Source organism: uncultured Gimesia sp., from assembly GCF_937910335.1.
Taxonomy (GTDB): Bacteria; Planctomycetota; Planctomycetia; order Planctomycetales; family Planctomycetaceae; genus Gimesia.
The window spans coordinates 1-23,778 of the sequence record NZ_CALEMX010000233.1; the positions used below are offsets into that span (position 1 = coordinate 1).

Annotated in this window: 14 protein-coding genes; 11 read left to right on the forward strand and 3 right to left on the reverse strand. The window is 44.2% G+C overall.

The annotated features are described in order from the left end of the window. The 3 genes from Q0668_RS09155 to Q0668_RS09165 form a co-directional block, all read left to right on the forward strand. Positions 1-1,258, forward strand: a 1,258-nt coding sequence (locus tag Q0668_RS09155) for a hypothetical protein (RefSeq protein ID WP_298863224.1), incomplete at its 5' end; no start/stop codon positions are given. A 39-nt stretch (positions 1,259-1,297) separates the two neighbouring features. Beyond that, positions 1,298-3,568 carry a hypothetical protein gene (locus Q0668_RS09160; protein ID WP_298863227.1) on the forward strand — a complete coding sequence of 757 codons (2,271 nt, stop codon included), beginning with the start codon at positions 1,298-1,300 and terminating at the stop codon, positions 3,566-3,568. 156 nt (positions 3,569-3,724) lie between these two features. After that, on the forward strand, positions 3,725-7,225 hold the full coding sequence (locus Q0668_RS09165; RefSeq protein ID WP_298863230.1) for a hypothetical protein: 3,501 nt from the start codon (positions 3,725-3,727) through the stop codon (positions 7,223-7,225). A gap of 6 nt (positions 7,226-7,231) precedes the next feature. On the opposite strand, the gene Q0668_RS09170 is transcribed toward Q0668_RS09165, so the two are convergent. Continuing rightward, entirely contained in the window at positions 7,232-10,558 is a 3,327-nt protein-coding gene (locus tag Q0668_RS09170; protein WP_298863232.1) for an SNF2-related protein, read from the reverse strand. A 500-nt stretch (positions 10,559-11,058) separates the two neighbouring features. Between Q0668_RS09170 and Q0668_RS09175 the strand changes: the two genes are divergently transcribed. From Q0668_RS09175 to Q0668_RS09195, 5 genes are all read left to right on the forward strand, one after another. Beyond that, positions 11,059-12,303: a lactate racemase domain-containing protein gene (locus Q0668_RS09175; protein ID WP_298863236.1), complete on the forward strand. Its 1,245-nt coding sequence runs from the start codon at positions 11,059-11,061 to the stop codon at positions 12,301-12,303. A gap of 80 nt (positions 12,304-12,383) precedes the next feature. Then, on the forward strand, positions 12,384-13,187 hold the full coding sequence (locus Q0668_RS09180) for an inositol monophosphatase family protein (protein WP_298863239.1): 804 nt from the start codon (positions 12,384-12,386) through the stop codon (positions 13,185-13,187). Positions 13,188-13,321: 134 nt separating this feature from the next. After that, on the forward strand, positions 13,322-14,035 hold the full coding sequence (locus Q0668_RS09185; protein WP_298863242.1) for a metal-dependent hydrolase: 714 nt from the start codon (positions 13,322-13,324) through the stop codon (positions 14,033-14,035). 141 nt (positions 14,036-14,176) lie between these two features. Next, the gene (locus Q0668_RS09190) at positions 14,177-15,025 is read left to right on the forward strand and encodes a carbon-nitrogen hydrolase family protein (RefSeq protein ID WP_298863244.1); all 849 of its coding nucleotides are present in this window, start codon (positions 14,177-14,179) and stop codon (positions 15,023-15,025) included. 294 nt (positions 15,026-15,319) lie between these two features. After that, entirely contained in the window at positions 15,320-17,752 is a 2,433-nt protein-coding gene (locus tag Q0668_RS09195) for a YfhO family protein (protein WP_298863247.1), read from the forward strand. Positions 17,753-17,782: 30 nt separating this feature from the next. On the opposite strand, the gene Q0668_RS09200 is transcribed toward Q0668_RS09195, so the two are convergent. Next, positions 17,783-19,537, reverse strand: a complete 1,755-nt coding sequence (locus Q0668_RS09200) for a hypothetical protein (RefSeq protein WP_298863250.1) — start codon at positions 19,535-19,537, stop codon at positions 17,783-17,785. A gap of 258 nt (positions 19,538-19,795) precedes the next feature. Here Q0668_RS09200 and Q0668_RS09205 point away from each other — a divergent pair, with 258 nt between their 5' ends. Then, positions 19,796-20,527, forward strand: coding sequence for a class I SAM-dependent methyltransferase (locus Q0668_RS09205; protein WP_298863253.1), 732 nt, complete (start codon positions 19,796-19,798; stop codon positions 20,525-20,527). Further along, a complete protein-coding gene (locus tag Q0668_RS09210; protein ID WP_298863256.1) occupies positions 20,524-21,603 on the forward strand; it encodes a glycosyltransferase family 2 protein in 1,080 nt (359 codons plus the stop codon). Before Q0668_RS09205 ends, Q0668_RS09210 begins: the two co-directional genes overlap by 4 nt. 31 nt (positions 21,604-21,634) lie before the next feature. Here the strand turns inward: Q0668_RS09210 and Q0668_RS09215 are convergent, their stop codons facing one another. Continuing rightward, positions 21,635-22,984 carry a glycosyltransferase family 87 protein gene (locus Q0668_RS09215; protein WP_298863259.1) on the reverse strand — a complete coding sequence of 450 codons (1,350 nt, stop codon included), beginning with the start codon at positions 22,982-22,984 and terminating at the stop codon, positions 21,635-21,637. A 489-nt stretch (positions 22,985-23,473) separates the two neighbouring features. Here Q0668_RS09215 and Q0668_RS09220 point away from each other — a divergent pair. Then, the coding region (locus Q0668_RS09220; RefSeq protein WP_298863260.1) for a hypothetical protein at positions 23,474-23,778 on the forward strand (305 nt) is incomplete at its 3' end.

Here is a 23,778-nt window from a genome sequence, read left to right on the forward strand (position 1 = left end):
TCCGAATATCAATCAGAAAATCACACAGGGTGAATTACGAATCACATCATCAGATCCGTATCTTCCCGACGACGTCCGCTATTTTACAATCGCGGCATATCCACCGCCTGAAATTTTAATCATCAGCCCTGATCAGAATTCTGCACGATTATGGAGCGATGCCTTAGCCCCAAAATCTCTGATCGCTTTAAAGAAAAATCGCTTTCAATGCAAAGTCGCACCTCTGAATGCCATCGATTCACTCCCCATTGAAAAATATTCAGCCATCTATTTCATCAATGTAACGAGTATGCCTGCAACTACCTGGCAGAAATTAACAGAGTATACTGAAAAAGGAGGGGGTCTTTGTTTAATTTTAGGCAGTGATGGTGATGCTCCCGAATCTATGATTATTTCCTTTAATTCAGAAGCAGCTCAAAAAATACTTCCCGTGGAATTGCTGGGCTCACTAAAATTTATTCCACCAGAATTTTTAGATCTGGAAAATAACCAACACTCTCTCTTTTCTTACTTCCAGAATCTAGGAGGAACGGGAGAACTTTCGTCAATGGAGGTCACTCGTTTTTGGCGTGTCGATCCTGTCAATCAAGGACAAGTCTTAGCCCGCTATACCGATTCTCGCCATTCCCCTGCAATTGTGGAGCAATCTCTTGGTCGAGGAAAAGTGATTGTTCTTACAACGGGCATTGACGACTACAGCTGGAGTCAGCTTTTATTTGCCCGCTGGTCATATCTGGCTTTTGCAGATCAGCTGACCCGCTACCTGATTCACGCAAGATCCAATCGGACAAATTATCTCGCGGGAGATATCGCGAGCTACCAATGGCCCTCATCTGCTGAAAACCTTACTTCGTTTCTGTTAAGAACACCCGATCTAAAACAACTGCGCGTCGATGTTCAGCCGGGAAAGCAACAAATATCCGTTCCAGAAACCACTGTAGCAGGGCATTATCAACTGATCGACAACTCCAGTAATCAAACTGAATTCTCAACAGGGTTCAGTATCAACTCATCTCCTGGAGAGAGCGATTTCCAGCCGATAACAGTTGAAGAACTCAATCAGCTATTGGGAATGGAACGCTACAGTCTGGCACGTAATACAGAGGATCTCAAACGAACCATTCGTACCGGCCGACTGGGAGTCGAAATTTTCCCGCTCCTTGCCACACTATTATTACTCTTTTTTTGTCTGGAACATTTTACTGCCAACTTTTTTTATGAAATTGACCAAACACCAGAACCCCTTTCTGAAACTTAATCATCTCCTCAAATAATCATAGCTATACTTGAATTCGATATGAAACCAATTCTTGAACCAATCTGGTCCTGGCCGATAATGACTCTGATCATCATTGCATTGATTTCATTGGTTTTGATCACCTATCCAAAACGAGTAAAACACTTATCACCTACGCTACGTCGATCGTTGATAGGCATGCGGTTACTCACTGTGCTTGCGCTTGTATTTATGCTGCTACGTCCTGCCATTGAATTGACTGATAAAACAACCAGACAGTCCTGGCTGTATATTCTGGCAGACTCCAGTCGCAGCATGCAGACTGAAGATGGACCGGGTAGCACAACACGTCGAAATGAATTAGTAAAAACGTTGAATTCTGTAAAAAAACAGTTCGAAAACATGGATGAAAAAATTGGAATCAAACGATTTAATTTTTCAAAAGAGCTGATACCTGTTGAAACTTTTTCTGAAGAATCCAACGGAGAACAGACAGCAATCGGGTACTCACTGAATTCTATTTCATCTCAAATACAACAGGAAAAACTGGTAGGAATTTTACTACTTTCAGATGGGGCAGAACGTGCACTTCCACCTTTTGATGTCGATACCAGATCGCAAGCCAGTTATTTTGGAGATTCAGGGATTCCCATTTACACCATTGGATTTGGGTCTTCTAATCTGAAAGACACATCTTTAGATTTGGTTATGGAAAGTCTGATAATCGACCCGCTGGTTTTCGAGAAAAAAACGACCCCCATCAGCGTGAAAGTACGTAGCCTGGGTGCGCTTAATCGCGATTTAACGGTGCGCCTTCTCGTTGAAGACCGAACTGATAAGAAAATCGGTGAAGCGGGCGAAATGAAACCTGCTCCCGCGTACAATAATTCCCGAGTCGCAACGCAGATTCATCCCACTCAGAATAATGAACTCAGTACCGTTGAACTGTTTTGGACTCCAGAGATTCCGGGCGAATACAAAATTGCCGTCGAAGTGGTTCCACTGGAAGGAGAAATCAAACAGACGAACAACCGCCTGGAAACGATTGTCACCGTTCAGAAGGGGGGCGTACAAGTCGTTTATTTTGACTCGCTCCGTCCTGAGCAAAAATTTATTCGTTCAATGAATGACCCCAAAATACAATTAGATTACATTCCTGTGGGAAACGGATTTTCTGGTGGCAAAATACCACAAAATCTGGACCTCTCAAAATACGATGTATTTCTCATTGGAGATGTTCCAGCAGATCTTCTAGGACCTAAAGTCATCCAACAGATTTCCAGCCGAATCGAACAGGGGGCAGGGCTTCTAATGACGGGCGGCTATCGCAGCTTCGGCCCGGGAGGCTATGCAGGCACAACATTAGACAGATTCATCCCAGTTCAGATGCGTCCCAGTGAAAAACAAGCAGGAAATAACATTGCCAAAGATCTGCATTATTTACAGGATCTCAAAATGGTTCCGACCCCTCTGGGTTTGAAACGTTATGTCATGCAACTTGAAAACAGTGCCACAGATAATCAGAACAAATGGAATTCCCTGGCTCCGTTGAAAGGAGCAAATCGTTTAAGAAAAAAATACGAGACAGTTGAAATTCTGGCTCAGTCGGCGGGGGGTGAAGCTATTCCTTTACTTTTTGCTTCAGATGTAGGAAGAGCGCGGGTCATGGCCTTTGCCGGCGATACGACATTTCAGTGGTTTCTCTCTGGCAACCGAGCAGAACATGAGCAGTTCTGGCGCCAGTTGATCCTTTGGCTGGCTCATAAAGAAAATGATTCCGGCCAAAGCATCTGGGCACGTGTGAATCCCAGAAATGTTTCTCCTGGCGCCAGAGTCCCCATTCAATTCGGAGCCCGAGATTCAGAAGACAAACCCATTTCTGACGTCAAATTTACAGTTCAGGTCACAGGCCCTTCGGGTAAATCCACCCAAGTCCAAATAGTGGGTTCGGGAGAATCTTCCTCCACCACCTACACACAAACAATGGAACCGGGCGATTATTGGGTCACGGTTCATGCAGAAAAAAATGGCGTATCTCTTGGATTTGATGCCACAACCCGATTCATTGTCGACCCTCGCGATCTGGAACTAGACAATCCAGCAGCCGATTATTCCTTACTGGAGGCCATCTCTTCATTATCAGGTGGAAGTTCGCTTCCACCTGAAGAACTGGAAAGTTTTTTAACTCGAATGAATGATGAAAAATCCTGGAACAACGCCCTGCTAAGGTACAGACGAATATCACTTTGGGATAACTGGTATTTTCTGCTCTTATTCGTGGTTTTACTCACAGGAGAATGGTTTTTGCGAAAACATAAAGGTCTGGTTTAAAGACTTTTACGGGTTTGTTTCGTAATCTCTTGAAAAATATTGGTAAAAAAGAAACCCATTAAAAAATCGGGAACATTAATACCATTGCTGGCGTCGATCATCCTATAATAGATACGGGAGAATACACACAGGTTTCTATCAAGATACGAGCTTTCCATGTCAACAGCATCCAAATCACCTGAAACCACAGAAAATCGAGAGGGGCATTACGCCAAATTCGATGAATATGTGGATTTTCAGATTTCTAAAACTGGCTCAAACATCAAAGCCAATGACCTACTCACAACCGGTGTTGGAATTTCTACAATCTTTCTTGGCTACCTCCTGATTTTTGTCATCTGCGATCATTGGATTATCAAAGGAGGTTTTGGGCACACATCCCGCCTGTTAATGCTGGCAGCAGTTGTGCTTGCCTCCCTAGGCTGGTCTGTCTGGAAACTGGTCATTCCCTATTTCAAAAAAGTGACACGACTTTACTCGGCACACGCTTTAGAAAAAACATCCGATGAGATGGAAGGCTCGCTTCTGAATCTGATTGATTTAAAAAAATCAAATCGATCGGTCAATCCAGAAATTATCAATTCACTGGAAAAGAAAGCCGCCCTGACACTTTCTAAGACTGATACCGATCTGGCTGTCGATCGCCGTCCTTTAATGAATCTTTCTTACGGTCTGTTAATTGTCGTAGCCTTGCTGTGCTTCTACGCTTTATTCTCCCCTAAAGAAATCTGGCCTTCAGTTTCTGCAGCAATGTCCTTTTCTCCCCAAAGAGAATTCGCCACACAAACTCAGATTAATTCAGTGACTCCTGGAAATACCGAAGTCCTCTCCGGCAGCCAACTGGAAGTGATTGTTGATTTACGTGGCGAAGTTCCCGAGAAAGTCATGCTCTTCTATACATCCAGTGACCAGGGCAGAGTTGATGAACCGATTGCCTTACGTTCCATGGATGACACATTAAAACGTTACCAGGGAGTCATCATCGGCGTTAATGGTAGAGGAATTCGGCAGGAATTAACTTACCACATTGAAGCCGGTGATGCAGTCTCTGATACGTTTAAGGTAAAAGTCATCCAGCCACCTTCTGCCACTGTGCATTCCGTGCGTTATGAGTACCCTCAATACATGGGAATTTCAGATGTTGAACAACCCGGCGGCGCCATCGATGCCTGGGAGGGAACCAACGTCTCGATCAATGCATCAACAAATATGCCGATCACTTCATTTGAAGTTCTCTTTTCTGACAAAGAAGATTCCGCTTCATTACTGGAAGAATACAAAGTTGAAAAAATAATCAAGAACAATTCAATAACGGCTTCCTGGAAATTAAAACTACGTGCGGATGGCAGTTCACCCCAATTCTATCAGATTAAATGCCGAAACGAAGCAGGACAGACAACTCTTTCCCCCACTGTTTATCCGCTTATGATTCGTCCGGATCTAGCTCCAGAAATCACATTGCTTTCACCTAAACAGGATTTAAAGATGCCGGCTAACGGCATCGTCCCAATCTCTGTCATGGCTGAAGATCCTGATTTTAAAATTCGGTACCTTGACCTGAGAGTTGAAAAAGATCAAATTCGCATGCTCGATAAATCCTTATTTGAAGGTGCTGAAAAGCGTGTCAGCTTGAATCAGGATTTCTCACTGGAACCATTAAGACTTTCTCCGGGAGATACCATTTATTTCTGGGTCGAGGCACGCGACAACAAGCAACCTTCTGGAAATCGACAAAACACACCCAAAATCAAAATTGAAATATTAAAACCTGTCTCAAAAGAAGAAGCTAAAAAACAACTGCAGGAACAAAAGAAAAAATCAGAGCAGGAAAAACAGAAACAAAACCCGGACCCAAATAATCAATCCGAAAAGAAATCGGGCAAGAGCTCTCATACCGGCGGTGAAGATTCGAAAACGAAACCAGATCAATCCGAAAAGAGCAAATCGGGTGAAGGAACTAAAGAAGAAAATCAAACCGAAAAGGGTACCGGAGAGAACAAACAAGATAAGCAAGGCAAACCTCAACAATCTGAGGAACCATCAACGGGACAAAATCAGCAAAAACCAGGCGATAAAAAAGGATTAGACAGTGGCGGCAAAGACGATCAGGAAGCGATCAAGAAAATCCTGGAACAACTGAAAAAAGAAGGCGAAGAACCAAAGTCTGATCCCAAACAAAAACAGCCAGAATCCGAGAAGCCAGATTCACAGAATCAATCTTCTGACCCGAAAATGCAGGGACAGAAATCATCGAACTCTTCAAAGGATTCTACTTCTCAATCTTCCGAAAACCCTGATGGTACTCCGCAAGATTCAGAAAATAAGAATTCTAAATCACAACCTTCTTCAAAAGCAAATCAGCCTGACAAAGATTCTTCTAACCAAAAGCCTCAAAAACAAACTGGTCCTGTTCCAAATGGCAAAAAGGAGTCGGCTCCCCCCTCGGATGATGCCACGAAAACAAAATCGAATGAAAAAACTAAAGGAAAAGGGACGCCAGATCACGATCCCAATGCCAAACCTGAAAAGAACAGTCAGAATGTTCAGCGTGACCCCAATGACAAACCCGCAACCCGGCCTGGGAAAAATGATTCTTCTGACTCCAAACCTAAACAGGGCGAGCAGCCAAAAAACCAGAATCAATCTCCTGAAAAACCGAATTCTGATTCAGAAAATAAACCCCAGAAAAGGATGAGGAAGTCAGAGAACTCGAATCAAAACCCATCCCCTTCACAAAAACAAAAACCATCAGACGGAAACAAGAAAAAGCAAAATAATAATCAACCAGATGGTGCTAACGAACGTCCTGAAGGTAAGAACAAACCAACCGACCAGAAATCCAAACGACCACAGGATGGAGACACTGGTAAAAGTTCTCAAAATGACCAGGGACAATCGGGAAGTAAGCAGCCCGGCAAGGGTGACTCAACAGGGAAAAAGGGTAATCAGGAAAAAGGGACTGAGAAAAAACCATCAAATTCTGGACAATCCGCGAAGCAAAATAATGCTCAAAACAAAAAAAGTAAGGGCTCGTCCAAGAACGGTCAATCTGGATCACAAAAACAAGGTTCAGGCGAGAAAGGCAAGGGATCGGAATCTAAGGGAAAAAGCCAATCCAAATCAGAAGAAACACCAGGCTCAGGCACCAGCTCAAAATCAGATAATCCTCAAGGAAGCAGTGCCACCCGTGGCGGAGCAACCCCGGGAGAAGGTAATAACCCAGCCAATGCTGAAGGCGACCATAATCTTCCCGAAGCGGAGGATGCCAATTTGGAATATGGAAAAGAGGCTGCAAATTTGGTTCTGAAACGTATCAAAGATGAACTAAAACGCAAAGAAGTTGATCAGGAATTATTAAACGAATTAGGCTGGTCAAAAGAAGAGATGAAACAGTTTTCTGAACGCTTACAAAAACAGCTCCAAAATCCTGAGTTGAATCAACAATCGCCGGAATCCCTGGCGCGAAAGCGTCAATTCGAAGAGATGTTAAAATCGCTTAAACCTGCTCCTGGCGCAAAACAACGAAATCGTACGAGCACCAGAAAGCAAACTAATAACAGCCTTGGCCCGCGCCGTTTGCCTGTTCCCGAAGAATATCGGGAAGCTTATGAGGCGTTTACACGAGGACTGGCGGAGAAAAAGCCGGTTAATAAATAATCGGGTTTACGATAAGAGAAGTTCGAGATCATCACTTGATAGATTCTTGAGAACACTCTGATTTTCTTCCAGAATCGCATCTGCTAACTCACGCTTCTGTTGTTGCAGTTCCGTAATTTTTTCTTCGACCGTGTTGCGACAAATTAATTTGTAAGCGAAGACACGTTTGGTTTGGCCTACACGATGTGCCCGGTCAATGGCCTGTGTTTCTACAGCAGGGTTCCACCAGGGATCGAGAATGAAAACATAGTCTGCGGCGGTCAGATTTAAGCCCAGCCCACCAGCTTTCAAACTGATCAGGAATATGCCACAGTCTTTATCAGTCTGAAACCGGTCAACTCGCTCTTTACGGTCACGAGTTTGGCCATCCAGATATTCATAGACAATTTCTTTTTTATCCAGATGCTCCTGCACAATAGACAACATACTTGTAAATTGTGAGAAAACTAATGCTTTATGACCTTCTTCAATCAATTCTTCCAGATGTGGTATCAAAACGTCCATTTTTGCAGAAGCATCCAGCGCCTGACCACGGTCCAGTAAAGCAGGGTGGCAGGCAGCTTGTCGCAAACGCAACAGTGCTTCAAGTACGTGTATTTTCGTCTTACCAAGACCTTTAGATTCAACCATTCCTAAAATAGAATCGCGGTAGTGTTGTCTTAATTCATCATAAAGACGAGTTTGTTCTTTACCCATATCGCAATACAGAGTTTGTTCTACTTTTTCGGGTAACTCGTTGGCGACTTGCTCTTTTGTTCGTCTTAAAATGAATGGACGCAGGGCGTTCCCCAACATGACTCGCGAATTTTTATCCTCAATATCACTAGTGTATGCTTTGAAGACAGAACTGCGACCTAACATTCCCGGATTGAGGAACTCAAAGATCGACCAAAGATCTCCTAAATGATTTTCTACAGGTGTACCGCTTAACGCAATTCGGTGCTTCGCTTTAAGCAAACGTGATGCTTTTGCGACTTGAGATCCTGAATTTTTTATCATCTGCGCTTCGTCTAAGACAGCATAATCAAACTGGATATCCTTAATCTGATTAATATCTCGCCGCATCGTTCCATAGGTCGTTAACACAAGGTCATATTCAGTCAATTGTTCGATGAGCTTTGTGCGTTCTCCTCCCGCGTATTCAATAGTCTTGATCGCAGGAGTAAACTTTTCCGCTTCCTGAATCCAATTGAACATTAATGACTTTGGCACGATAGCCAAAGATGGTAAATGTTCTTCACGTGATTGTTTTCGCCTTAATAGTAACGCGAGTAGTTGAACAGTTTTTCCCAAACCCATGTCATCGGCTAAACAGCCGCCGAAATGGAAATCCTGTAAAAATTGTAACCACCCTAATCCCTCGAGTTGATACTTGCGTAAGTCTCCCTTAAACCCCTCAGGCTCTTTATCGATAGAAATACCTGAAAATGTTTTAATCTTCTCCCGAAATTCATCGAATACTGCATCTGTTTCTACAAACTCCTGCGCGCTCAGCAAAGCATCAAGCAGTGCAACCTGATTGGGAGCAAATCGAAGATGATCTTCATCGGTGACCGCAATTCCAGCGAGAATGCCATATTGTTCTATCCATTCTTCTGGAAGAATTCCCAATGAACCATCATCAAGACGAATTGAAGAATCGCCACGTGCTAATGCAGAGAGCAGTTCAGGAAAGAGAACGGTCTGGCCTTCAAAATCAATGTCTGCATGTAGTTCAAACCAGTCAATCCCGGACTGAACTTTGAAAAGCATAGTACTTGGTTGATGAACCTGTTTGCCATCTGCTCGAACTGCCCAACCTTCTTTTATCAGATCGCGAACAGCATTTCCCAAATCTCTTGCAGAAATCTCAACATCGCGTCCCTGAACACGCCGATCCAATAATCTTCGAAAACCACTATCTTGTAATAAGGTCCAGGCCTTTGATTCCATTTCTCGATTACGGAGAATGCAACGTTTCTCCTCTCGATCAACGATAGCCCATTGCGTACTGGAACCCGAAACCAAATGATCCAGGTAGTTAAAGTGAACTTCACCAAAAAGGCGATCCTGTTGCCATCGTTTTTTCTGAGGTGAATGAATCAATAATTCCGGCTTTGGCTCGCAGGTAATTTCTTCAAGATGCAATTCCGAGGGTAATTCGAGTCTGGGAAGAACTGGCATATCCAGTAATCGATCTACCAGTTCCTGCTCTTCTCCCTCTTCGACTTCAATCGTTTGGTTTAACTGAATCATTTTAATCCAGGGAAACGAGTCGTAATCTTCCAGCGGTGTAATTTTATCACGTGTTAAGACAAGACCGCCGGCGACAATTAACCGTGCTGAGGAGATTTCCAGAACCTGATCTCCACGCTTTAAGTGGCCACTGAGATTCCAATTAGACTCTTTTTTATTTTGTTCCACTCCCATACAGAATTCCCAGGAGTGCTCCCCATCCCAGACTAAAGAATCGACATCTTCGGGTTGGCGATCGAGATAACGTACATGACCTGTGCCACACATCAGTGGCAATATCAATTCGCATAATTCGTAGGGAATTCGATATCGGAACGCAGCAACCTGAGTTTCTGTCTGTTGTGCGCGCCAATTTGTTCTTTCAGGAGTTCCTCCAGAAAGATACGCGAGAATCCGACGGTCATCCTCATGTTCCACTTCCTGCAATTGACCTGCTTTCAGCTTAAGGGGCTTCAGCTTACCCCACTGGCCATTTGCGCGTCGCTGCCGCTGAGATGTCTGGACGACCAACTGGCCCGATTCCAGACTTTCCTCGACATCGATTTCATAAAAAATTTCGCGTTCTTGCTGTGTCGTCTTCGACAGGACGGGGGCCATCACAAACTCATTCTTGAGTTCTACCAGACGGGCTTCCCATTCACGTAAACGGGGCTTTGTTGAGACTGCTGTCGACTGGTTACCACCCGATTTCATCTTTTTTGAACGGGGGCCACTTATTTCGAAATCCGCAGGCATGGAATAATCAAATTCAGGATCATCCTCATCGAATGAGAGTGGGGCACTTTCGATAATAAAAGGAGGAATATAACCCGGTTTGATGACACCTGTCAGATATCCTGCCTGATCAACGGCGAGAATTGCTGCCCAAAGGTGTTTACAAACATTAAATTTTTGAAACTGATCACAAGTGCAATAAGTTTTCAGATTGCCATCGTCGCGTGACAGTTGAGTTTGATACTCTACTCCATCGCGAACAACAGCAAAGATATGATCTGCTGTAACTCGAGTGAGCTCAACTCTCTCTGCTTCAATATAAGCTGCACCGCGGAATCGGATATCTGCACGAAATTGATTTTCAAGCATTTCTGCCAAGGTCATGGACGGCCTCCTGCCTGATCCCAAAACGCAATTCGCATTATTGAGACACTCCCTTTTATTTGCATAAGTCAGCCCTGAGTTTCTTTTGGACCAACGATAGTATCGGTCGAGACACAATAAATTTTAAAGTATCAGCTTCTTAAAAGTCAAAACGGACCAGATTCAACACGAGTAGAATGACTCTCAAACCATCTTGAAGCCGCACCTTATGAGGGTACTAGATTGACGCTACTTTTGACCAGTCAGTCTGGCTTGTTTTCTTATGAATTTTTGACTTCCATATAAAATAAATGTGAACATTCTATTATCTTAAATAGTCTCGGAAGTTCATCACCATAAGACTGGTTGTATCACTAAAAGTGTGCTATAGGACTTTCACAGAAAAGGTCGCTCAATTCACTATTTAAGTCAATCATCATATAATTCGTTTTCACTGCTGGCCCTCCGAAATCCAAACAGAAACAGCGAACAAACGGGCTTATCTGAAAGCATCTTTGACAATGGAAAAAATTTATAAAACTCTTACTGACCAGGAAGTGATTCAGTGGTTTGAATCGAATCTTCCCGTCGAAGACTATCGTAACAAGAGCATCCTGTTGATCGTTCCAGATGCGACCCGCACCGCACCTTTACCACTTTTGTTTTCTACTTTTTATCGCATTCTGAGCCCGGTCGCGAAACGAATTGACGTCTTGATTGCCCTGGGAACGCATCCACCAATGCCCGAACAGGATATCTGCCGTTTGCTTGGAATTTCTGAAAGTGCAAGACAAACGGAATATAAGGATGTTGGGCTTTTCAATCATGAATGGGATCAACCCGACAGGCTGACAGAACTGGGTATTCTGACAAAAGAAGAGACGGCAGAAATCTCAGATGGACTGCTGGAAATGGAAGTCCCTGTCACGATTAATTCGCGTGTGAAAGACTATGATATCTTGCAAATCATGGGACCAGTTTTTCCTCATGAGGTCGTTGGTTTCTCTGGTGGAAGTAAATACTTTTTTCCAGGTATTTCTGGCCCGGACCTGCTGAACTTTTTTCACTGGCTGGGTGCCTTGATCACAAACGTCGGAATTATTGGTGTAAAGCACACTCCTGTACGTGAAGTGGTTAATCGTTCTGCCGCAATGATACCCAACGAGAAACGCTGTATCACCTTTGTTGTTGCTCCCGACAGCTCGCTTTATGGTTTGTTTTATGGCACGCCGGAGTCTGCCTGGGAATCTGCCGCAGACTTATCGGGTCAAATTCACATCAAACGTATGCCCCAACCATTCAAACAAGTTCTATCCTGCGCCCCACTGATGTACGATGAACTATGGGTCGCCGGAAAATGCATGTATAAACTGGAGCCTGTTGTCGCTGATGGAGGAGAGTTAATAATCTATGCTCCTCACATGAAAGAAATTTCCATTACGCATGGCGCGCTGATCGAACAAGTAGGCTATCACGTTCGCGACTACTTTACGAAACAATGGGATCAGTTCAAGTCGTTCCCCTGGGGAATTCTGGCGCATTCGACTCATGTTAGAGGAACCGGAAGTTTTACAGACGGTGTAGAACATCCTCGTGTACAAGTCACACTAGCGTCACAAATTCCGCCTGAACTCTGCGAGAAAATCAACCTAGGTTATCGAGATCCGACCAGCATTGATGTAGAATCATTTGCAAACCGCGAAGAAGAAGGCATTCTTCTCGTCAGAAAAGCAGGGGAGCACCTTTATCGCCTGGAAAACAGTTAGCCCATTTTCGAAAGACAATCATCTGTCACCTTCATTGGCTAATTCAGAAGGCTTAAGTAAAGAAATAGAATTAAATTATCATGAATACACACTCAGAAAATTTTGAAATAAAAGCACGATTAGAACTGGCTTTGGCGGCTTCAGAAAAAGCCCGCGATCTGATTCTTAAATATTATCAATCTCCTGATCTGCAAGTCGAACGAAAGAGCGATAACTCTCCGGTTACCATTGCCGATCGCGGAGCGGAAGAGATTTTAAGAGCGGAAATCACTCAGGCTTTTCCCAACGACAGTATCATGGGCGAAGAACTACCACCTGTAGAAGGCACAAACGAATTCAAATGGATCCTTGACCCCATTGATGGGACGAAACCGTTTACCCATGGTGTCCCTTTGTTCGGAACGCTCCTGGGATTGGAAGAAAACGGTAAACTTGTAATGGGTGTCTGCCGCTTCCCGGCATTAGATGAAGTCGTTTATGCCATGAAGGGAGGGGGGGCATGGTGGAAAATCGGAAATCAGGAACCCCGTCGGGCGAAAGTCTCTGATCAAACTCAACTCTCAGAATCTGTCTTCTGCACAACCACCATGACGCGCTGGGAAACGATTGGCAAACAAAAAGCATATGAGTACCTCTGTCGCAACTCCTATCTGGCTCGCGGTTGGGGAGACTGCTATGGCCATATGCTAGTCGCTACAGGGAGGGTAGAAGTCATGATTGATCCTGTTTTAAGCCCCTGGGATGCGGCTGCACTGGTTCCCATTCTAGAAGAAGCAGGAGGCCACTGGATCGACTTTGCAGGAAACCCATCGATTTATTCTGAAAATGGATTGGCTGTGAATGCCGCTTTAAAAGACGAAATCCTACAAATCATAGCGCAATAAGCTGCAGATCAAGCTTGCAAGACCCAATTGGGAAATCCCATTGATCCTTACACCTGTTCTTTGCTACGATCCCCGAGCGAACGATCTCGCTCTATACATACCAGAATTGTACCGCAACTTCAGGGAAGAAAAGTATGGCCGGTTACAAGGAACATATTAGTGTCAGTGGTTTACTGGGAATCGGATACGGCACGATCGCCTGTTTATTAATAGGATTTACTCCTATACAGGGAATCATTGCAGGTGTGCTGACCTGGATCGGTGGCATGTTGCCGGATCTCGATGCAGAAACTGGACGCCCTATTAAAGAACTCTTCAGTTTGACAGCGGCTGTTGCTTCGTTTGTCGCGATGAGAAGTATGATACGAATCGATAGTGACCCTGACGCCGCCGTCCTGATGGCTATAGTGACTTACGCTGCTGTTCGATATGGAGCAGCAGCTATATTGGGAAAATTCGCAGTGCATCGCGGCATGTTCCATAGTCTCCCGGCTTTGATTATCGCAGGAGAATCCATTTTCCTTACCTATGTCAGTGATTCTTATGCCGTCAAATTTCTCATGGCCGGCGGTATCTCGTTAGGCTTCCTATCACACCTTATTCTCGATGAAGTCTACAGCGTAGAACGAAAAGGAGCCAAAATCCGTTTGAAAAAATCTTCTGGAACTGCCATAAAATGGTTTGGTAAAGGTCTATTTGGAAATGCTGTTGCCTATGCGATTCTCCTAACCATGACTTATATCACTCTCGTTGAATCTGGTGTTCTTGTTCCACTACAGCAGGTCGCTCCCACGGACTTGACGCCCCCTGTCCAACAAGCATCTCCCTTTGACACTACACGTCGATGACATTTTCTTGGATTCAACGGAACTCAATAGAAACGATTCATGCTGATGTCTATAATCAACATCAATTCATAATTTGTATTTTTTTGTATTTCCTCACCATTAAAAATATCCCAGGTAAAAATATCCCAGGAATTGAATTCGATGAAAATAGCCGGCGTACAAATGAACGTCTCGTTGATGGCCAAGGAAGAAAACCTGAATCGCATCATTGAGAAAATGAATGAGGCGGCATCCAACGGCGCGACCCTTTCTGTTTTCCCTGAATGTGCTTTAACTGGTTATTGTTTTGCCAGCCTGGCAGAAGCGATGCCTTATGCAGAAACGATACCTGGCCCTTCGACAGAAAAACTGCAAGAAGTTTGCGGTGAATTAAATCATTCCGTTGTCGTTGGCATGCTGGAAGTTGCTGAACAGAGTGTCTATAACGTGGCCGTCCTGATTACTCCTGATGGCGTTCTGGGATGTTACCGCAAAATCCACTTGCCATTTCTGGGTGTTGACAGATTCGTAGCCCCCGGCGATCGTGAATTCGCTGTTTACTCTCATCCAGCGGCGAATATCGGGCTCAATATCTGCTATGACAGTGCATTCCCGGAATCATCGCGTGTCATGACACTTCAGGGAGCAGATTTAATCGTACTTCCCACCAACTGGCCATCCGGCGCAGAATGTGTGGCAGAACATGCGATCAACATGCGTGCGATGGAGAATGGGATTTATTATTGTGCCATCAATCGGGTCGGCCTTGAACGAGGTTTTCAGTTTATTGGGAAAAGTAGTATCTGCGCTCCCTCAGGCGAGACACTAACCTGTGCTTCCGGTACAGAAGAAGAAATTCTCTATGCTACGATTGCCCCAGCAATCGCGCGCAATAAAAGAGTGGATCGGGTACCAGAGAAACATGTGATTGATCGTCTGGCAGACCGGCGTCCCGAAATGTACGGAAAAATCATTGAACCACATGGATTGCAGCCTCCAAATCGCAGTTGATTGGTTGGAAAATTCAACCAGCAAATCTTCTCGCTCCTGTTTTTGGATAAATAATACCCGATTGCCTTTGTGCCAAAACTCTATTTCGGCACAATCTATGCGGTTCCTATATAAAATCAGGCACAGACATTCTCCATCCTCCTAAGGCGTTGAACTTTCCAAAAAAGTAGACAACTGAGTCAGTACGAATGTTATTTTTTTATGCATTATGTGCTGGCTTGTATCAGTTCCTTTACAACTGATAGTCATTCTTAACGAAAAACCACACGTTCGGGCTTTAAAAAAATGATGCTCATGAATTCCAGACTGGTTCAAAATCTGATAGCAGCTTTGGTACTTGCAATCACTTTAGGCTTCTGCTTCCAGGCATTAGTGCTCCATCCGACTGATGTACTCGTTGGGTCACAAGACCAAGGCCATAACGATACCACGAATCAATTCATTGCCTTTAAAAGCTATCAAAAGATCTGTTTTGAACAACACTCTGAATTTCCTTTCTGGAACCCTTATTCATTACTGGGAATGCCATGGCTGGGTAGCCCTCAATCGTCATTATTCTATCCGGGAAACTGGATTTTCTATTTCACAAACGCATTAACAACAATCAGTTGGTCTCTTCTTTTTCACCATTGGTGGGCTGGCTGGGGGGCTTATCTACTTGGACGGAAGTACCGACTCAGTTTCTTCAGTTCATTAATATCAGGGATCATCTTTCTGGCGGCTCCTTACTTTGTAGCAAAAACGGGTGAAGGTCATTTCACATCCATCACTCAGATCGCCTGGTTCCCATGGATTTTTTATGGTTATGAACTGTTAATAGAAGGTCGCAAAAAAGCAATTCCCATTTTGGCAATGTTGATTGCGTTAGCGTTCTGCTGTGGCCATGTTCAAGAACTATATTATTTGCTGCTTTTTTTCACTGCTTCTATTATTATCGAGGCTCTCATTGCACGCCCGCGAAACAATCGAACATCAGCAGCAGACTCAGAAATCAATGACGAAATCCATCCTGAGCATTCAAAAACTACGATTTCAACTGCTGGCTTACTCAAAGGTTGGTTGATTGCGGGCATCCTGACGATGGGTCTGGTCGCCGTTGATTTGATTCCCGTTTATATCTATACCCAACAAGCGGTCAGAGCAAGTGGCATCGATTTAAAAGCTTTGGAAAGTGGTAGCCTCTCACTTCCTAGTTTGCTGCAGCTACTAGACCCTTTTGTCTGGGGAGGACCCGCTAATTACAGAGGTCCAGGGGGCTACTATTGGGAAGCGGTTTGCTATTTTGGATGCCTGCCTTTATTGCTCGCCTGCCTGGGAACGATCGCTTCATTTAGAAAACGAACAGTCATTCGTTTGTCCCTAATTGGCTTGGCGTCTATCTTATTAGCATTCGGACCACATCTACCATTTTATAAACTGTGCTATGAGGTCATTCCGGGCTTTTCCATGTTCCGAATACCCGCTCGACTACTCTGGATCTGTTCGCTTGTCATAGCCATGCTGGCGGGCTTTGGTTGTGAATCGATTTCGAACCTGTTCCTGAACCCATCAAGAAATAAATATCGAATCATTTCAAGCGTCTGTTTCATCACAGCCTCACTGTTACTGCCCTGGTTTGTATTTACTTCAGATGGTCTGGTAACACTGAATATTGATCCAGAACGTATTATCAAAATCCAACTGATCCCATGCATCGTTGCCGTACTAGGTCTTTCGGCGGCTGTATTTTTAGCCTGTATTTCTCGTAAAACAGCAGCAGGGGGCCTAATTTTACTTTGCGTCATCTGCTCGGGAGAACTGACAGTGCACAGCAATCGGATTTTACGGACAATTCCTCAGGCAACATTTCGCCAAGAAACAAAAATCACAAAGTTCCTGAAAAATAACCTGGGACAGCATAGAGTCCTTGTCGGCCAAAAATTACTGAGTGACCGCGAAGCATGGAACAACCAGATCTTGAAAATCCAGGGCTATGAGCCTGTACCGCTTGTACGACTAGGGCTATTGGCAGCAGCAGTTTTTCCGCAAAAGGACGCTGCCCTGATGATGGCCGGGTATAGTGAGCCACAAATTTCCACGGCACGCCAACAATTGCTGGACCTTATAAGTGTGAAATATGCCATATTACAAACAGATAAACGTGTTGAGATTGACGGGTGGAAGATTGTTGAAAAAGGATCAGTACCTGAAGAATTTACTTTGCGAAATTCAGAACCAACTCAAATCCCGTATTTGATTCTGGAAAATACAAACCCACTCCCCAGAGCCTTTTTAATTGGGAATACCAAACCATTAAATCAGAATGAGCAAAGTAAACAAATTGTAGAGACAATAGCAAAAATACAACCGCGTAACGAGGTCCTGTTACAACAAGACGTGCTATCAAAAGGTAAACGACAAACTTATAAGGCTGCAGACATTACTAAAGCCACTCCCAACAAGCTGCAAATCACCGCTGCATTGAACGAACCGGGATATCTGGTACTTTCAGATATCTATTACCCGGGCTGGTCTGCACAAGTCAATGAAAGTTTGATTCCGATCTTACCCGCCAACTTTTCATTAAGGGCCATACCACTTCCAGCAGGAAATCACGACGTCCACCTCTCGTTTACGCCACCCGGTTTTAAAATCGGACGTCTTATTTCTATCATGACACTCGCCATTGTTTTCATTTTATTGATCAAGTCTTCGCATTCCTCGCCGGATACCACTGCAAAGCAATAATTGGCAGGATTTGCGAGGCCGACTGTTTCGTCATTTACTTTCTGAAGCGTCTGACTGCTTCTGTTGTCTTTGATAGAATTTTTCAACTTGTGTTTCTGTTGGAACTTTTCCGCTTCCCAAAAATTTTCCCAAAGGACGTTCGACTTTATGAACCAGATATCTTCCCGAACGAAAAACTACAGGATGCGACCATGGGTAGGCACCTTTGAGACTGACAGGATAGTCCGGAGGCGTTAATTGCTTTGGGTCGGCTGACTTTGCCAACGTATTCTCACTTCCAAAACCGCTGTCGATTAAGTCGGTCACAATGTATTTTTGCTGGCTTTCATTTATTGCAGCATAAAGCTCTTTTCGGTGGTTAGGGCAAAAAATCAGCACCGAATCGAAAAACACAAACCGAGTCGCAGGTTTCACTGATAACTCTGGATACAAATAAACCAACGTGCTGTTGTAACAGTGTAATTGTCCATCTTTTAGATTTTGAGATTGCAAATATTGTCTGACGTTATACAGATCTTCCCAATCAACCTGCACCAATAACGCCAACTTGGACTTCAACTGGGCATTACTGGAATTCAACAAACAGGTCTTCCATAACATAACCCGCTGTGGTTTAAACGCCGGAAATGAGAACATCACCATCATCAAAAAAAAGGCTAAGCTACTTTTCCAGCCCCAAGTGAGCGAACGCTTCTGAAATCGGCTCCCTAAATAACCACCAATAACTGTGATGGCCAACAAATGAGAAGGGGGATGCACATAATCAAAGAGGTGCTGGAACGCAAACGACTGAACGAGCCACCCCAAATAAAATAGAGATAAGAGCACTGCATCGCGTTTCCCCGACTCCACCAGTGCATCACTGTCTGTTTTCGCGTTGCTATTCCAATAGTCTTTCAGTGCGATCAAAGCGAGAGGCACCGCCAGTAAATGAAGTAAGAACCAGGGATAAAAACGATATAAAAACTGGGCAAATCGTAATGGTTGCCATCCTGCTTTTCGGGCGGCCACATACTCAGGATTCCACTCAGTAAATGTCGTATAAAACGAAGACCAGGCGCCAGTCTGCCACATCCAGTAGATCCCAATCGCTCCCAGACATAATCCTCCGAGTAGTACTCCTGAGAAATCAATCATTCGCTTGCGGAATGTTTTAAGGATCAAAAGTGATCCAACCCAAACACAAATCGCTGGAACAGCCACAAAGGGTTTGATCCAAAATGCGGTTGCCCAGAAGAGCCCTTCCAGGAACGCCCACCCAAATACTGACGTCAATGAAGCTTGTGGTAGTGAATCAGCGCCGTCAATAAGTCGATCAATTTGTTTGCGTCGCAACCAGACTGCAGCCAGTGCAGGGAGAAGAATCAGCGTATCCCGCTGAAAATGACACCATTCTGAAAGGGAGAAGTAAAACGAGAATAATGCGATGCCAACCCAAAGCATACCAGTCAGAGAAAGATGATTCCTGCGATTCCACAACATCAGTAGCAAGGCTGTGCCGCTGAAGATAAACAGATCAACGACTCGAATGGCATCTGAACTCATCCCAACCGAAGAACGAACCAGCATGTGTAACCAGACAATCCCCGGTAAATTCGTCTCAAACATATCCTGATAGAGAGTTCCTCCATTCAGGACCATTTGGGCCTGCAAATCGTAAAGTACAACATCTGTTGCTAAAGGCATTCTGATGAAGAGCGGGATATTCAGAATGAGAATGAAAAGGAAAATCACAGCGGCAAACCATGTTGCCCCTGTCGATTGTCTAGTTTGCTGGTTTTCCACGCCGTATACTCCACATATTTACACCTGCCTATTCCCTCACGAAAAAGGCATCCAGAAACACTATAGCCAGAATAAGCAGTATAGATAAAATATATACGACTATATTGAATGAAAATCTACTATATTCATCAGGATTCCTGAAGAGTTCGCCTGGCTGCCCCGTTATGCTGACCTCATCGAGGCCTCTTTTACTTCAATCTGCATAGTGCATATTGAATTTCCTATAACAGTTATCACCCCAAAGAGAAATTAAGAATCGTGGATCCAGGACACCTCACCGAGCTGATTGAATTGGAAGAAAACTACTGGTGGCATGTCGCCAAACGTAAGTTAGTCACAGAAGTTTTGATGAATGAATTCCCCCCTCCTGGCCTGGTTATAGAGGGTGGCATTGGTTCTGCACGTAACCTGCTTGAATTTAGTCAGCTCGGATATGAAGTCATCGGTTTTGATTTAATGGAAGATGCGGTCGAACATGGCCGATCGCGTGGCCTTAACGATATACATGTACACAACCTGAGTCAACCCTGGCCAGTCTCTACTGCGTCTGCAAAAGCTGTCATCCTGTTAGATGTGATGGAGCATATGGAGGACCCGGTTGGGTTACTAAAAAATGCAGCAGAAACATTGGCCGATGATGGGGGAATTATTCTTACGGTCCCTGCTTATCCCATGTTGTATTCTGACTGGGATCGGAAATTAGGACATTTTCGACGTTATACAAAATCGGAATTTCGGAAGCATGCTAAAGAGGCTGGCCTGAAAGTAAAGTGGCTGACATACTGGAACTCGTTTACTCTACCCGCTGCTATTGCAGTCAGAGGTAAAGACAAAATACTGAAACGCACAGATGATTCCCCGCCTTGTTTCGCCCGAGTTTCACGTTTCACAAATGCCTGTCTGAAATCGTGTGCCCAAATTGAACGTAAGCTGATTCATTCAACAGGAGTTCCATTTGGCCTTTCGCTCGTAGGAGTACTGGTTAAATGAAGGTAAGCAATTCCCAACATTCCCTTCTTCCACGAAAGCCGATTTCTGACTCACTCGTTTCAGTTGTACTTCCGGTCTTTAATGAGCAAAATGTACTTCCGCAATTACTTCAGGCTGTTGAAGAATCTTTACAAACAGTGGGATGCGGATATGAAATCATTTTTGTTAACGATGGATCTTCAGACCGAAGCGGCTTAATTCTGAATGAGCTTGCCGAGTTGAATTCACGAGTGAGAGTCATTCACTTTGCTAAAAACTTTGGACATCAGGCAGCGGTCCAGGCGGGTTTGCTCCACACTACAGGTGATGCGGTAGTGATCATGGACTCAGACATGCAGGATTGCCCGAAGGCCATCGTCGATTTTATCGAACATTGGCAAGCAGGTTATGATGTTGTCTTTGCAATTCGTACTGACCGCAAAGAAAATATAGTAAAACGTTGGGCATTTCAGACCTTTCATAAAACACTTAATCTTATATCCAGCACGCCAATTCCTCGTGACGCTGGCAACTTTGGCCTCATTGACCACCAGGTGGCTGTTCAGATTGCACAGCTGAGCGATAGAGATCGCTACTTTCCGGGACTACGTTCGTGGGTAGGATATCGCCAGATTGGAGTGACTGTTGAGCGGCTGGCCCGTTATGACGAAAAAACGCGAGTCTCATTTATTGAGTTATGCCGTCTGGCAAAAACGGCTATTTTTTCCTTCTCATTCTTGCCACTCACCATTTTTTATGCGATTGCTGCATTATCTGCAGTCGTCTGTTTAGGACTGATTGCTTTTGTACTCTACCATAAGTTATTCACCGCGTTGGCCATTCCCGGCTGGGCATCGACTACAATTACCGCGTCTTTTTTTGGTGCATTAAATGCGTTGGGGATTGGTATTCTTGGTGAATATGTCACTCGTATTTATGATCAAGTAAGAGCCCGCCCGATGTTCATCGTCAGCACAAAAACGAATTTCGCATCTCCGGAAGTCGAATCACCTCTTCTGGCAAAGTCCAGTCACATTCTAAACGTCGAGACAAATGTCACTATTGATGCTGACCAGGAACTTTCCCAACATTCTTGATCGAACAGACAGAGAGCATACTGAATTTGGATTAATGAGTCGAGTGTCTCACAATACCAACCGAATCTTGAAATCGCGAGGGGGAGTTTTCAGCTTCCTGTTGATTCCGATCGTCTCTCTCTTTTTGTGATTGATGGAACAACCGTGGTCTGAACACAACCATCAGCAGCATCGGTAAGTACCACAAGAGATACACACTTCCCTGTTGAGGGTACCACAGTAATGTAGCAACGATAATGGCTGTCGTATGTGACATCAGATGGCCTAAATTTTTACGCCGCGGCCAGATTGTCAAACAGGCTATTAAAAGCACGAAACCTACAAAGACGGGAATCCGATAAGCAGAATCAACGGCACCCCAAAAACCAGGAATATTTTGCCCTCCTTCAAACTTGAGAACGGACCAGTCGATCGAACCTATTGTTTGCTGGGTAAATGAATAACGATCCACTGATGTCAGAATTAAACTACCAAGTAAGATAATACCAACGACACTGCCAGAGATTGCGAATCGTTTCAGACCGTTCTTCCTATAAAAACTGGCCCACAATGGTAAAAGGAAGACGGGAAAAAACATCGCACCACATGCCAGACCCATAAAAATTCCTGATATGACAGGTTTCTGGTAGGCCACAAATGCCCAAACAAGTAAGGCAGCGGGCAACACATGATTTGTTTTACTGACATCGTAGGCAGTACAGGGTAGTAGAAGATAAAGTAGTGCCATGGCCAATCCCAGCTGAACATCAGAAAAATGCACTTTTCCCATAATGATTAATCCAACAACCACAAAGGCATGAGCCAGGATTGCCATTATGCGGGCTGCCAGTGTGGATCCATCCAGAGAGATTCCAGAATTGGAAGGTGTATTCGCCCCGTCTGCAACTGCCGATGACAGGGGAACAACAGGCGCAATCAAAAGACGCGCAGTTGGTCCGGCTTCTGGAATTTTTTGATTTTGAGTAGAAGTGACATCTTGCATGCTCAATAAGCTGTCAGCTTGCTTTACTGTTTGAATCGTTTCGGGTGCCGGGTTCTCTGTGAAGACGCGCACAACTAAAAAAGCAAAGATCGAAATACAGAGAAACGCCATGCCGAAGCTATTCAGATTTTGTTCCCCGCGCGGTCTGCGCTGAAAAAAGCAATCAAGGCTCATGCGAATCACTAATATTCCGGTTCCCGCGAACAACCATACATTTCCCAGCAGAGGGTGATCCCCGACGAATAAAAGTCCCGGGGAAATGGAAAGCAACAATAATAAATCTAAGTTGCGCAATGAGATGATGCGATCAAAGCGGAAAAACACCGCGAGCGATAGCAATAGAGACAGGTAAAACCATGTCGCTTCACTTACATAATAATCGGGTAAAATGTGATTCATACAAGAACACCGCCAGTGATTAGAATTGATCACCAGTCGAAACGATTTACCATTTGAGCGTCAAACAGGTCCCCTTGTTTTAACTCAAACTATTGCGCCCATATCCATCATTGATATCTCAAATTGATTATTTTCTTGATGGGCAAATCAATCTGCACATATTGTTCACAATTTTTGAAATTTAAACTAGTTGATAATAGCGTTTTTCTCAAGATCCGACAAATTCCATCCCAAGCATGAACCACATGTACACTTATCGTCATTCAGAACAGAAAACACAATGGCGACAATAATATCCACTCTCAAATTCGTGCTTGTTCGAATTTCAGTACGATAAAAAATTGACCCGAAAGTATCAATTACTCTTTGATAATCTGATTCAATACTGCCATGATAAAGGGACGCTGATGCATTCGTTAACGTGTTCCATAAATGATTGGATGTGGTTCTCTCACTTTTAAAATACTACTCGAGCTGAGGAAGATCGAAATGCTGAAGTTCTACACCATCAGGTCGCTGTTACTCATTTCTATTTTGTCTCTTTTGCTACAGGCTCCCATCGTTGTGGAAGCCCAGAAAAACAGGCAGCAGGTCTCACCTGATACGAGTACCTGTCTGAAAAAGCTGAAATCTGACAAGGGGCTTTGTGTCGTTCTCGGGTTACCCGCTGCTGATCAGGCTTCTTTTGTTATAGAGCTGACTCAAAATAGTGAACTGCAGATTTACTTTCAGTCTGAATCCCCCAAAGAAATTGCTCAAGTGCGAGCTTTGGCTGATCAAGCAGGGCTATTGGG

What these genes read in the sequence shown, in the direction of transcription:
- Q0668_RS09160 (WP_298863227.1), top strand. Translation starts at nt 1,298, where the DNA reads ATGAAACCAATTCTTGAACCAATCTGGTCCTGGCCGATAATGACTCTG.
- Q0668_RS09165 (WP_298863230.1), top strand. Translation starts at nt 3,725, where the DNA reads ATGTCAACAGCATCCAAATCACCTGAAACCACAGAAAATCGAGAGGGG.
- Q0668_RS09170 (WP_298863232.1), bottom strand. Translation starts at nt 10,558, where the DNA reads ATGACCTTGGCAGAAATGCTTGAAAATCAATTTCGTGCAGATATCCGA.
- Q0668_RS09175 (WP_298863236.1), top strand. Translation starts at nt 11,059, where the DNA reads ATGGAAAAAATTTATAAAACTCTTACTGACCAGGAAGTGATTCAGTGG.
- Q0668_RS09180 (WP_298863239.1), top strand. Translation starts at nt 12,384, where the DNA reads ATGAATACACACTCAGAAAATTTTGAAATAAAAGCACGATTAGAACTG.
- Q0668_RS09185 (WP_298863242.1), top strand. Translation starts at nt 13,322, where the DNA reads ATGGCCGGTTACAAGGAACATATTAGTGTCAGTGGTTTACTGGGAATC.
- Q0668_RS09190 (WP_298863244.1), top strand. Translation starts at nt 14,177, where the DNA reads ATGAAAATAGCCGGCGTACAAATGAACGTCTCGTTGATGGCCAAGGAA.
- Q0668_RS09195 (WP_298863247.1), top strand. Translation starts at nt 15,320, where the DNA reads ATGAATTCCAGACTGGTTCAAAATCTGATAGCAGCTTTGGTACTTGCA.
- Q0668_RS09210 (WP_298863256.1), top strand. Translation starts at nt 20,524, where the DNA reads ATGAAGGTAAGCAATTCCCAACATTCCCTTCTTCCACGAAAGCCGATT.
- Q0668_RS09215 (WP_298863259.1), bottom strand. Translation starts at nt 22,984, where the DNA reads ATGAATCACATTTTACCCGATTATTATGTAAGTGAAGCGACATGGTTT.